10 protein-coding genes are annotated in these 12,657 nt (G+C 68.4%); 8 read left to right on the top strand and 2 right to left on the bottom strand.

The features are described from left to right. The first annotated feature begins 83 nt into the window (after positions 1-83). The 5 genes from BST42_RS05065 (at position 84) to BST42_RS05045 (ending at position 6,935) form a co-directional block, all read left to right on the top strand. Positions 84-986, top strand: coding sequence for a hypothetical protein (locus tag BST42_RS05065; RefSeq protein ID WP_083117487.1), 903 nt, complete (start codon positions 84-86; stop codon positions 984-986). Further along, positions 983-2,416 (top strand): hypothetical protein, encoded by a 1,434-nt coding sequence (locus BST42_RS05060; protein WP_083117486.1) that lies wholly within the window; start codon positions 983-985, stop codon positions 2,414-2,416. The genes BST42_RS05065 and BST42_RS05060 overlap by 4 nt, the downstream gene beginning before the upstream one ends. Before the next feature lie 153 nt (positions 2,417-2,569). Further along, the gene (locus tag BST42_RS05055) at positions 2,570-4,396 is read left to right on the top strand and encodes a phosphoenolpyruvate carboxykinase (GTP) (protein WP_083117485.1); all 1,827 of its coding nucleotides are present in this window, start codon (positions 2,570-2,572) and stop codon (positions 4,394-4,396) included. Between the two features lie 64 nt (positions 4,397-4,460). Then, positions 4,461-5,996, top strand: coding sequence for a fatty-acid--CoA ligase FadD4 (gene fadD4 / locus BST42_RS05050; RefSeq protein ID WP_083117482.1), 1,536 nt, complete (start codon positions 4,461-4,463; stop codon positions 5,994-5,996). Continuing rightward, complete coding sequence (locus BST42_RS05045) at positions 5,997-6,935, top strand: enoyl-CoA hydratase/isomerase family protein (protein WP_083117481.1); 939 nt, start codon at positions 5,997-5,999, stop codon at positions 6,933-6,935. It begins immediately after the preceding gene. Between the two features lie 113 nt (positions 6,936-7,048). Here BST42_RS05045 and BST42_RS05040 read toward each other — a convergent pair whose 3' ends face one another. Together BST42_RS05040 and BST42_RS05035 are read right to left on the bottom strand one after the other, a co-directional pair. Continuing rightward, positions 7,049-7,768, bottom strand: coding sequence for a GntR family transcriptional regulator (locus tag BST42_RS05040; protein WP_083117479.1), 720 nt, complete (start codon positions 7,766-7,768; stop codon positions 7,049-7,051). Positions 7,769-7,774: 6 nt separating this feature from the next. Continuing rightward, positions 7,775-8,932 carry an acyl-CoA dehydrogenase family protein gene (locus BST42_RS05035; protein WP_110918474.1) on the bottom strand — a complete coding sequence of 386 codons (1,158 nt, stop codon included), beginning with the start codon at positions 8,930-8,932 and terminating at the stop codon, positions 7,775-7,777. Between the two features lie 169 nt (positions 8,933-9,101). Here BST42_RS05035 and BST42_RS05030 point away from each other — a divergent pair, with 169 nt between their 5' ends. From BST42_RS05030 to BST42_RS05020, 3 genes are all read left to right on the top strand, one after another. After that, positions 9,102-10,022 carry a hotdog family protein gene (locus BST42_RS05030; protein ID WP_110918499.1) on the top strand — a complete coding sequence of 307 codons (921 nt, stop codon included), beginning with the start codon at positions 9,102-9,104 and terminating at the stop codon, positions 10,020-10,022. Positions 10,023-10,129: 107 nt separating this feature from the next. Continuing rightward, positions 10,130-11,311 (top strand): CoA transferase, encoded by a 1,182-nt coding sequence (locus BST42_RS05025; RefSeq protein WP_083117476.1) that lies wholly within the window; start codon positions 10,130-10,132, stop codon positions 11,309-11,311. Beyond that, positions 11,305-12,594, top strand: coding sequence for an amidohydrolase family protein (locus BST42_RS05020; protein ID WP_083117474.1), 1,290 nt, complete (start codon positions 11,305-11,307; stop codon positions 12,592-12,594). The genes BST42_RS05025 and BST42_RS05020 overlap by 7 nt, the downstream gene beginning before the upstream one ends. The last annotated feature ends 63 nt before the right edge of the window (positions 12,595-12,657 follow it).

Genomic DNA, 12,657 nt, shown 5'->3' with positions numbered 1-12,657 from the left:
GTACCCGCTCCGTGGTGCAGATTGATACCCAACAGTTGCCTTCTCCTGGTAGTGGCTCGCGCCACACGCCCGCTGATGCCAGCATGTCCGATGTGGTGGGGCTGCCGGTGCGGGTCAGGGTGGTCGGCCGACCCGGGTGCGGCCGGCGCACGGTGACCCGCGTGCTGCGTGGGGCCGGTGTGGCAGTGGTGGCACCGACTGCAGCCGCCGACCTGGACGTTCACGTATTCGCCGAGACGTTGAAGCCGGAGGACCGGCGCGCGCTGACCAGATCGTCGCGGCCCGTCGTCGCCGTCCTCAACAAGGCGGACCTGACCGGATTCGGCGGCGCGGGACCGGTCGCGGCCGCTACTGAGCGCTGCCGGCTGCTCGGCGAGAGCGTGGGTGTGCCGGTATATCCCTTGGCCGGTTTGGCCGCGGCCGCCGCGGTGGACGATCGGATCCTGGACGACGAGGTGCTCGGCGCGCTGCGAACGCTGACCGCCGACCCGGCCGACCTGGGCTCGACCGACCGCTTCGTGACCGGTGAGCACAAGCTGCCGGACGCGGTGCGGCAGCGGCTGCTCGTCGACCTCGACCTGTTCGGCATCGCGCACGCGGTGCTGGCGCTGCGTAATGGCGCGGGCCGGGCCGAAGTGAGCGCGGCGCTGCGCGCGGCGAGCGCGCTCGACGGGTTGCTCGGCGGGCTCGAGGCGGCCGCGGCACCGGTGCGCTACGAGCGGCTGGCCGGACTGGGTTCGGCCACCGACGAGGCCGTCGCCGCGAGGATGGCCGCGGCTATCGAGGTGGTGCGGGCCGTGGGGATGATCGTCGATGCTGACGTCAGCGCGGAGGCCCACCTGCGGCGTGCCGTTGCGTGGCAACGGTATTCGCGCGGGCCGGTGTCGCGCCTGCACGCCTGCTGCGGTGCCGACATCGCGCGCGGCTCGCTGCGGCTGTGGGAACGCGCAGGCGGTGTTCCCGAAGCGGTAGAGGCCGAGCCGTGACCGACCGCGTCGAGTCGCTGGTGTCGCAGATCGACCCGGCCCTGCCGATGCCCCCCGTCGTCCGGCGCGACGTGGTGCTGGTGGCCGGTCCGTGGCTGGCTGGGACCAGCAGCGTGGTCATCGCCCTGCGGGACCGGCTGCCCGAGCACACCGTGGTCGAAGCCGACGAGCTCGCCGCCGGCCAGGCGCCGGCAGCGGTGGTGTTCGTGGTGTCGGCCACGGCGCCGCTCACCGAGTCGGACTGTGCGCTACTGGATTCCGTCGCCGCCGACACCGACGTGGTCATCGGGGTGGTGGCCAAGATCGACGTCCATCGCACCTGGCGCGAGGTGCTCGACGCCGATCGTGCACTGCTCGCGCAGCGGGCGCCCCGCTACCGCGACGTGCCGTGGGTGGGTGCGGCCGCCGCGCCCGATCTCGGGGCGCCCGTCGTCGACGAGCTCGTCACCGCGCTGCGCGAGATCCTCGCCGACGAAACGGCAGACCGACGAAATCGCTTGCGGGCCAAGGAGAATCAACTGCTTACAGCGAATCGGCGGTTGGCGGCCGCCGTGATCGGCCGCGGCCGGGATGCGAGGCTGGAAGCCCTGCGTGCTCAGCGCGCCGCGGCGTTGCACCGATACCGGGTGGACAAGTCGCAGCGGTCCATCGCGCTGCGCGCCCAGATCCAGCAGGCCCGCCTTGAGCTGACGTATTTCGCCCGCAACCGGTGCGCGTCGGTGCGGACCGAGTTGCAGGAAGACGTGGCGGCCCTGAGCCGACGCGGCCTTGCCCGGTTCCCCGACGAGGTTCGACGCCGGGCGGGCGAGGTGGCGAACGACGTCGGCGCCGGCGTCGCCCGGCACCTGGCCGACGTCGGCGAGGAAGTGGGTCTGGCGGTCGGGCCGGTCGGCGCACACCCCACCGTCGAGGTGGACGCCCCGCCGTCGCGGGCCCGCGGCGCGGAGAACCGATTGATGCTGCTGCTGGGAGGCGGCTTCGGGGTGGGGGTGGCGTTGACGCTGACCCGGGTGTTCGCGGACTTGGCGCCGCGGTGGGCGGTCGGCGGCGCACTCGGCGGCGCCGTGATCGGGGTCGCCCTGACTGTGTGGGTGGTCGGGGTCCGCGGCCTCTTGCATGACCGGGCCGTCCTCGATCGGTGGGTGGTGGAGGTCATAAGCCGACAGCGCACCGCGATGGAGGAGTGGGTGGCCACCCGGGTGCTCGGGGCCGAGGCGGCGCTGACTCGTGCCGCCGCCGAACGCGACGCCGCGGACCAGTCCCGCACCGAGGACGCCATCGCCCGGATCGACCGCGAGATTCGCGAACATGCGAGCGCGGGTGCCCGTGCTCTCGCGCTACGGGACCGGCATGTCCCAGTGATCGAGAGTGCGCTGGCGGCGATCCGGGACGAATTCGATGCGTTGAATACAGCCGAACAGGCCAATTAGCGCGCTTCTGAATCGTTCCTGTGAGTCATCGGACATAATCCCGATTAACCGCGGGTATCTCACCCGCGTTAACCTACTTTTCAGGGAGGACCGTGTCTCGGCGCGGAATCCGGCCTGCGTCCTGGCCATAAAAGTAAGCAGGAGAATAGAGCGATGACTTCAGCGACCATCCCCGGTCTGGATAACGCACCGACCAAGCATCAGGGCCTGCTCGCTTGGGTCCAAGAAGTCGCCGAACTCACGCAGCCCGACCGGGTGGTCTTCGCCGACGGCTCCGAAGAGGAATACCAGCGGCTGTGCGACGAACTGGTCGCCGCCGGAACCTTCACCAAGCTGAGCGACTCCGAGGAGCCGAGTTCGTATCTCGCGCGTTCGGCCCCGTCGGACGTGGCGCGCGTCGAGTCGCGCACGTTCATCTGCTCGGAGCGGGAGATCGACGCCGGCCCCACCAACAACTGGATGGACCCGGCCGAGATGCGCGGCCTCATGACCGACCTGTACCGCGGGTCGATGCGCGGCCGCACCATGTATGTGGTGCCGTTCTGCATGGGCCCGCTCGGCGCCGACGACCCCAAGCTCGGCGTCGAGATCACCGACTCCGAATATGTGGTCGTCTCGATGCGGACGATGACGCGGATGGGCAAGGCCGCGCTGGAGAAGATGGGCGAGGACGGCTTCTTCGTCAAGGCGCTGCACTCACTGGGCGCGCCCCTCGCGCCGGGCGAACAAGACGTTCCGTGGCCGTGCAACGACACCAAATACATCACCCACTTCCCGGAGACCCGCGAAATCTGGAGCTTCGGTTCGGGTTACGGCGGCAACGCGTTGCTGGGCAAGAAGTGCTACTCGCTGCGGATCGCCTCGGCCATGGCGCATGACGAGGGCTGGCTCGCCGAGCACATGCTGATCCTCAAGCTCATCTCGCCGGAGAACAAGTCGTATTTCGTCGCCGCCGCGTTCCCGTCGGCGTGCGGCAAGACCAACCTCGCGATGCTGCAGCCGACCATCCCCGGCTGGCGCGCCGAGACCGTCGGCGACGACATTGCCTGGATGCGCTTCGGCAAGGACGGCCGGCTGTACGCCACCAACCCGGAGTTCGGCTTCTTCGGCGTCGCGCCGGGCACCAACTGGAGCTCGAACCCGAACGCGATGAAGACCGTCGCGGCAGGCAACACCGTCTTCACCAACGTCGCGCTCACCGACGACGGCGGCGTCTGGTGGGAGGGCCTGGAAGGCGACCCGCAGCACCTGATCGACTGGAAGGGCAATGAGTGGACGCCCGACTCGGAGGAGAAAGCCGCTCATCCGAACTCGCGCTACTGCACGCCGATGTCGCAGTGCCCGACGCTGGCACCTGAGTGGGATGACCCGCAGGGCGTGCCGATCTCGGCCATTCTGTTCGGCGGCCGCCGCAAGACCACGGTGCCGCTGGTGACGCAGGCCCGCGACTGGCAGCACGGCGTCTTCATCGGCGCGACGCTGGGCTCCGAGCAGACCGCCGCCGCCGAGGGCAAGGTCGGCACCGTCCGTCGTGACCCGATGGCCATGCTGCCGTTCCTGGGCTACAACGTCGGCGACTACTTCGCCCACTGGATCAATCTGGGCAAGAACGCCGACGAGTCGAAGATGCCGAAGATCTTCTTCGTCAACTGGTTCCGTCGCGGCGACGACGGCCGCTTCCTGTGGCCGGGCTTCGGCGAGAACAGCCGTGTGATGAAGTGGATCATCGAGCGGGTCGAGGGCAAGGCCAACGGCTCCACCACGCCGATCGGCATCGTGCCGAGCGCCGCCGATCTGGACCTCGAGGGGCTGGACGCCGATCCGGCCGACGTCAACGAGGCACTGGCGGTCAACGTGCAGGAATGGCGTGACGAGCTCCCGCAGATCGAGGAGTGGTTCTCCTTTGTCGGCGAGAAGCTGCCGACCGGGGTGAAGGACGAGTTCGAGGCGCTCAAGCAGCGTCTCGCCGAAGCCGAGTAGTTTCTGAGCAGGCAGCGCAGGCCCAGTTGACACCTGTCAACTGGGCCTGTCGTATTGTGCTCCCATGCAGATCCGCGAGTATGCGCAGGCCACTCCCGACAAGCCGGCCGTCATCCTGTATCCGTCCGGAAAGACCGTCACGTTCGGCGAGATGGAAGCCCGGGCCAACCAGCTGGCACACCTGTTCCGGCAGGCCGGGTTGCGCGAGGGCGACGCCGTCGCGATCCTCATCGAGAACAACGAGCACTTCCACACCGTGTTGTGGGCGGCGCGTCGTTCCGGGCTCTATTACGTGCCGATCAACACGCACCTGACTGCGGCCGAAGCCGCGTACATCATCGACAACAGTGAGGCCAAGGCTGTCGTCGGCTCGGCCGGCCTGAAGGACACCCTCGCCGGGCTTGCCGCGGAGCTGCCCAAGGGGCTGCCACAGCTGCGCATCATCACCGACGGTGAACTCGACGGCTGGCTCAGCTACCCGGAATGCATTGCGGACCAACCAGTTACACCCATCGACGACGAGATCGAGGGCGACCTGCTGCAGTACTCGTCGGGAACGACGGGGCGGCCCAAGGGGATCAAGCGCGAGCTTCCACACCTGCCGCCCACCGAGGTGCCCGGCCTGATGGCCGCACTGATCGGATTCTGGATGAACCCCGACGCGGTCTACATCAGCCCCGCTCCGCTGTACCACACCGCTCCCTCGGTGTGGTCGATGCAGACGCTCGCGGCGGGCATCACAACCGTGGTGCTGGAGAAGTTCGATGCGCAGGGTTGCCTGGACGCGATTGCGCGGCACAAGGTCACCCACGGTCAATTCGTCCCGGTGATGTTCACCCGAATGCTGAAACTGCCTGAGGACGTTCGCAATTCGTACGACATCTCGAGCCTGCAGCGGGTCATGCACGCCGCCGCGCCCTGTCCGGTCGAGATCAAGAAGCAGATGATCGATTGGTGGGGCCCGATCGTCGACGAGTACTACGCCTCGTCCGAGGCAATCGGGTCGACGTTGATCTTCGCCGAAGACTGGCTCACCCATCCGGGCTCGGTCGGCAAGCCGATGGCGGGCGGCCTGCACATCCTCGACGAGGACGGCAACGAGTTGCCGCCCGGCCAGGCGGGGGAGATCTACTTCGAGGGCGGCATGGACTTCGAATACCTCAACGACGCCGAGAAGACCGCGAAGTCGCGCGACAGCCACGGCTGGAAGACGGTCGGCGACATCGGTTATCTGGACGAGGAGGGCTACCTCTACCTCACCGACCGCAGGCACCACATGATCATCTCGGGCGGGGTGAACATCTACCCGCAGGAAGCCGAGAACATGCTCGTCACACACCCGAAGGTGATGGACGCCGCGGTGTTCGGTGTACCCGATGACGAGATGGGCCAAAGCGTCAAGGGTGTGGTCCAGCTGGTCGACGCCTCGGACGCGACGGAGGAATTCGCCGCCGAGCTGCTGGCGTGGTTGCGTGATCGGCTCTCGCACTACAAGTGCCCGCGGTCGATCTCGTTCGAGTCGGAGTTGCCCCGCACCGACACCGGCAAGTTGTACAAGCAGGAACTGATCGTCAAGTACTCGCCCGCGCCGACCGGCTAGATGCGTCTCGTCGACCTGTCCGACCCGCCTCCGATCGGGGTCACCGGTCCGCCGGGCGTCGTCGTCGCGGTCGGGGCGCCGTCGACACCTGAGGGCGAATTCTGGCTCGACACAGCCACCTTCGCGCTGGCCGCGACCGAACAGGAAGACCGACGGTACGTCTTCGTGGGGTCGGTCGACGATGCGGTGGCCGAGCTGCGGGAGCGTTGCGAGCGCTGGCCGTATGCTTCTGCGGTCTGTGATGACGTTCTGCGGTCGGTCGACGTGACCGGCCCCGCGCTCCCGGGCATAGTCACCGAGTCGCTGGCGTACTCGACGCTGCAGTCCGGCCCGGAGTTCGCCCGTTGGCTGGACTCCCGCGGTCCGGCGTCGGTGTCGGACATTGCCGACCCGGTGCTCGCCGAGCGGGACGGCGGAACCCTGCGAATCCGGTTCAACCGCCCGCAGCGCCACAACGCGTTCAGCACCGACGCCCGGGCCCTCCTGCTGGAGGCGCTGACCGTCGCGCTGCTCGATGACACCGTCACCGAGCTGGTGCTCAGTGGCAATGGCGCATCCTTCTGCAGCGGTGGCGATCTCGGTGAGTTCGGCACCTTCGCCGACCCGGCTTCGGCGCATCTGGCGCGCACCCGGCACAGTCCGGCGTTGGCCCTCGACGAATTGAGCCGGCGCCTCGGGCGGGCCTGCCGGGCCGATATCCACGGCCGCGTTCTCGGCAGCGGACTGGAGATGGCGTCGTTCTGCGGTTGGGTCAGCTGCCACCCCGACGCGGTGCTGGGATTGCCGGAGCTGACGCTGGGCCTGATCCCCGGCGCAGGCGGAACCGTCAGCATCACCCGGCGGATCGGCCGTTGGCGCACAGCATATTTGGTGTTGTCCGGCCAGGCCATCGACCCGGCTACCGCGCTGTCGTGGGGCCTGGTGGACGAAGTCGCCTAGTGCCCCGTCATGCGCCGAACGTGGTTGTTGTCGTTGACGTTTCGTCGATTCTCAACGACAACCCACACGCTCGGCGGTCGCGACCACTGCGAACGACCTAATGAGTCACGAACCTAGCTCGAGCGGCGCAGGGTGACCCGGTAGGTGTACTGCTCGGGCAGGAAGTGACTGACCGACAGCTCCACCGGGGTGCCGGTGGTATCGGAGTACAGCCGGTCCACCCGCAGCATCGGGTGGTTGAGCTCGCAGCCCAGCGCCTTGGCAACGGGGTCGTCTGCGGGCGCGACCGTGATCGACTGGGCTGCTTCGTCGATAGGCTGATCCAGGTGCGGTTCCAGGACACCGATCACGGTGTTGGTGCCGACCGCGCCGGTGGTCAACTCCGCGGAGTCGAACACCAGGCGGGCCACGGACTCCGGCAGGTGCACGGTGGTCACCACGAACGGAACTCCGTCATGCAGACGACGGAACACCACGGTGTACACCACATCGTGGTCGAGGCGCAGCCTGCTGGCCGCTGTCACGTCAATTCGGCGCGAAAGGCCTTGCAGCACTTCCATGCTGGTGTCTTCGGACAAACTCATCAGGTCCTCGATGGAGCCGAGTTGTCGCAGATATCCCCGATTGGCGTACGTCCCGCGGCCCGGCACCCGGTACACCACACCTTCGGCCACCAGATCCTGGAATGCCCGGCGCACCGTCTGCCGCGACAGCCCGTGCTCGGCAACCAGTTCGGACTCCGTGGGCAACCGGACGCCGTCGGGGTAGGCCCCGGCCGCGATCTCGTCGCGAAGTCGTTGCCGCAGAACCTGATACGCGGGTTCGGGTTTCATGGTCGGTCAGATGCCGCCTCGCGCGACCAGTTGACCGGCGATCACATTGCGCTGGATCTCGTTGGTGCCCTCACCGACGATCATCAATGGTGCGTCGCGGAAGTACCGTTCCACGTCGTATTCGGTGGAGTAGCCGTAGCCGCCGTGGATGCGCACCGCATTGAGCGCGATCTCCATCGCCACCTCCGAGGCGAACAGCTTGGCCATCCCCGCTTCCATGTCGCAGCGATCGCCGCTGTCGTATCGTTCGGCGGCGTAGCGGGTGAGCTGGCGCGCTGCGGTGAGCTTGGTTGCCATATCGGCCAGATAGTTGCCCACCGCCTGGTGCTTCCAGATCGGCTGGCCGAAGCTCTCCCGGTCCTGGGCATAGGCCAGCGCGTCCTCCAAGGCCGCCGTCGCCACCCCGAGGGCGCGCGAGGCGACCTGAATGCGCCCCGTCTCAAGGCCTTTCATCATCTGGCTGAAACCGCGACCGGGTGCACCGCCCAGGATCGCCGAGGCCGGCACCCGGCAATCCTCGAAGGCCAGTTCGCAGGACTCCACGCCTTTGTAGCCGAGCTTGGGCAGGTCTCGCGAGATCGTCAGCCCTGCCGTGGGTGACTCGACCAGCACCACCGAGATGCCCTTGTGGCGGGGCGTGGCGTGCGGATCGGTCTTGCACAACAATGCGATCAGGCCCGACCGGCGGGCGTTGGAGATCCACGTCTTGGCCCCGTTGATCACCAGTTCGTCGCCGTCGGCGCGGGCAATGCACGCCATGTTCTGCAGATCCGAGCCGCCGCCCGGCTCGGTGAGCGCCATCGTCGCGCGCACCTCGCCGGTGGCCATTCTCGGCAGGTAGGTCTGCTTCTGCTCCTCGGTGCCGAAGATCTCCAGCAGCTTGGCGACCACGGTGTGACCGCCCATCGCGCCGGCCAGGCTCATCCAGCCGCGGGCGAGTTCCTGGGTGACTTCGACGTAGCAGGGCATCGACACCGGGTTGCCGCCGTACTGCTCGCTGACCGCCAGGCCGTAGATCCCGATCTGCTTCATCTGCTCGATCCACGCCTCGGGGTAAGTGTTGGCGTGCTCGACCTCGCGGACCGACGGTTTGACGTCGCGGTCGATGAACGCCCGCACGGTCTCCACCAGCATGGTCTCTTCGTCGTTGAGTGCAGCGCTCACGTAGTCCGCTCCAAAAAATCGTGAAATGTACGGCCATATTGACATGTGCCGCGCAGAAGCACCAGGATGGGCGACTGTGACTTTGTACGGCCATATAGGCGGAGGCGAGTCGGGTGGACCGTATTTCGACGATCTGGTGATCGGCCAGGTCTTCGACTGGGCGCCGTCGATGACGTTGACCTCCGGCGCCGCCGCCGGCCACCAGGCCATCGTCGGTGATCGGCTGCGGTTGTCCCTGGACGCCGGGCTGGCATACGCCGTGGTGGGCAGCACCGCGGAGCTGGCCCATCCCGCGCTGGTGTGCGACGTTGCGATCGGCCAGAGCACCTTGGCCACCCAGCGGGTCAAGGCCAACCTGTTCTACCGGGGGCTGACGTTCTACCGCTATCCGGTCATCGGCGACACGATCTTCACCCGAACCGAGGTGGTCGGGCTGCGGCAGAACAGCGCCAAGCCCGGACGGGCGCCCACGGGCCTGGCGGCGCTGCGGATGACCACCATCGATCAGGTCGGCCGACTGGTACTGGACTTCTACCGCTGCGCGATGCTGCCGATGAGCCCTGGCGCGCCGGACACCGGGCACGCCGACGACCTGTCCCTGATCGGCGCCGAACTGCCCGCGGCGGCCCAGCCGACAGCCGACTGGAATGCGGTGGCGTTCCGCGAGCGGGTTCCCGGCCCGCATTTCTACCCGGACATGGCCGGTTCGGTGCTGCGCAGCACCGGCGATGTGGTGAGCTCCGCGCCGGAGCTGGCCAGGCTGACCCTGAACGTCGCTGCCACCCACCATGATTCGCGGGTAGGCGGGCAGCGGTTGGTGTACGGCGGCCACACGATCGGGTTGGCGTTGGCTCAGGCCGCGCAGCTGCTGCCGAATCTCGCGACGGTGCTGGGGTGGGCGTCGTGCGATCACACCGGTCCGGTGCACGAGGGCGACACCCTGTACAGCGACCTGCACATCGAGGCGGCCGATCCGCTGCCCGGCGACCGCGGCGGGGTGCTCACCCTGCGGTCGGTGGTCTATGCCGTGGCCGATGAGGGCGACGATCGGCAGGTGCTGGACTGGCGGTTCACCGCCCTGCATTTCTGATCCGCGCGACAATCCTGGGCAATCACCAGCCCGCCTCATCGAGATCGACGCTGGCGGTTGTCGCAGGATCTCTGCGGGGGCGTCCGGGCGCGCGCGACAATGGCCGGGTGAACGACACCGGCGCCGACTGGGCCAGCAGTGGCCTGGCTTGGCTGACCGGCCTGTCCGACGGCCCGCCCGACCATTCCAGGTCGGCGGTGCTGACCCGCGCCGACGGCATCGCCACCGAGCTGACTCAACTGCTGGGCATCCAGGTCGACACCGCCGCCACCCTCACTGGGCGGGCCGCTCAGCTCGGCCTGCACCGGCAGGGACGAATCTCGGCCGGCGGCGCCACCCGGCTGATGCGCACGCGCGACGGCTGGTGGGCGCTCACGCTCTCCCGCGCCGACGACATCGAGGCCGTCCCCGCGCTCGTCGAAGCCGATACCGTGGCCGACGACCCGTGGCCCGCGGTCGAGGAGTGGGCGGCCTGTCGTCGCGGCGACGACGTCCTCGACCGGGCCACCCTGTTGGACCTGCCTGCCGCCCGGCTCGGCGAGACGGCGCCGGCGGAACCCATCGTGCGATCGGATGGCCGTCCGACAGCGCCCCGCTCAGCCGAGGGGCTTCTGGTCGCCGACCTGTCGTCGATGTGGGCGGGCCCGCTGTGCGGTCAGCTTCTCGCGACGGCGGCGGCCACCGTCGTGAAGGTTGAGAGCCCGACCCGGCTCGACGGGACCCGATCGGGTGATCCGGTCTTCTACGATTGGATGAATCACGGAAAGCTCTCCTATGCAGTCGATTTCGACAGCACTAGCCTTCGCGCACTGCTGGCCGCCGCGGACGTCGTCATCGAAGGCTCGCGGCCCGGTGTGCTGGCCCGGCGCGGCGCGAGTCCGGAAGCCTTGCCCGGCCCCGACGGCCGGGTGTGGTTGCGCATCACCGGCCACGGAGCGCAGTCACACCGGGTGGCGTTCGGTGACGACGCGGCCGTCGCGGGCGGACTGGTCGGCATCAGTGCGAGCGGCCCGGTCCTCTGCGCCGACGCCATCGCCGATCCCCTGACCGGGCTCGAAGCCGCCCTGGCCGTCGCCCGTTCGCTGCGCCGTGGCGGTGGTGAGACCATCGAGATCGCGATGGCCGGCGTCGCGGCCACCTACGCGGTATTGCCCACCGGGTCGTCGCTGTCGCCGATTCGGGCTGTACCCCCGAGGCCACCCCGGCGGGTTGCCCCGGCGGCACCACCGGGTGCGCACAATGCCATAGTCGACGCCATTGTCGCCCAGCGAAATTCGGTCCGATGCTGATCCAGCGGGCCCAGCTGTTGGACGGGCGAATGGTCGACATCCGGCTGGGCGCCTCGATCGACGAGGTTGCCGACTCGTTGACCCCCCGCCGCGGCGAGGACATTTTCGACGCCACGGGCGGCACGGTCATACCGGGCCTGCACGATCACCACGTGCACCTGCGGGCCGCCGCGGCCGCACTGGACTCCGTGCAGGTCGGCCCCGCGCTGGTCCACAGCCGCGCGGAATTCGCCGCCGTGCTCGCCAACGCGCCGATCGGCGATGACGGCTGGGTCCGGGCCGTCGGCTACCACGAATCCGCCGCGGGCCCACTGGACCGCGGGGTGCTCGACGAGCTCACTCCCGCTGTGCCGGTACGCATTCAACATCGCAGTGGCGTGTTGTGGTTCCTCAACTCCGCGGGCCTGTCCGCGGTGGGGTTGCCCGACCATCCCGACGGCAGACTGCGCAGCTATGACAACTGGTCGGATGCGGTCGCGCGCCGCGACACCTCGCTGGCCACGGTCAGCAGGCGGCTTCTCGGCTACGGCGTCACCGGCGTCACCGATGCCACCCCAAACCTCGGCGCCGACGACATCATCACCCTGACCGAGGAACACCGGCACGGTGGGTTGCATCAGAACGTGCATTGGTTGGCACCGGGAAAGCGCATCCTGCACGATGATTCGCTCGATCTCGACGAACTCACCGAGTGGATCGCCGCACAGCACCGGGAGAACAGAGCTGTCGCCCTGCATTGTGTGACGGCGGGCCAGCTGGTGGTCACACTGGCCGCGCTGCGGGCAGCGGGCGCCCACTCCGGCGACCGGATCGAACATGCTGCGGTGGTTCCCGAGGACGCCCTCGCCGACCTCGCCGACATCGGTGTGCTGGTGGTGACCCAGCCGAACTTCGTCGCCGAACGTGGTGATCAGTACCTGATCGACGTCGACGCCGTTGACCAGCCCGCGCTGTGGCGGCTGGCATCGCTGACACACGCCGGGGTGCGGGTGGCCCTGTCGACGGACCAGCCGTTCGGTGATGCCGACCCGTGGGCGTGCATGCGCGCCGCGGTGCACCGCACCACCAAGATCGGTGAGGTGCTGAACTCCGACGAATGCGTCTCGGCCACAACGGCACTCACCCTGTTCACCGGACATGCCGAGCGTCCCGACGTGCCAAGGACAGTAGAGCCGGGTCAACCCGGTGACCTGTGCGTGCTGAGCGCGCCGCCCGCCGAGGTGCTCGACGCCCTCAGCGCCGACCTGGTGACCGCCACCGTCATCGGCGGTCACGTCCACTAGCCGACCGGTCGGCCGATCGTGGTGAGGAACCGTTAACACGGAGCGCCGGTCTGGGTAACGCGA

The organism is Mycolicibacterium rhodesiae (assembly GCF_002086695.1).
Taxonomy (GTDB): domain Bacteria; phylum Actinomycetota; class Actinomycetes; order Mycobacteriales; family Mycobacteriaceae; genus Mycobacterium; species Mycobacterium rhodesiae.
The sequence above is the reverse complement of the archived record's forward strand: the minus strand, read 5'-3'. Positions and strand labels throughout refer to the sequence as shown.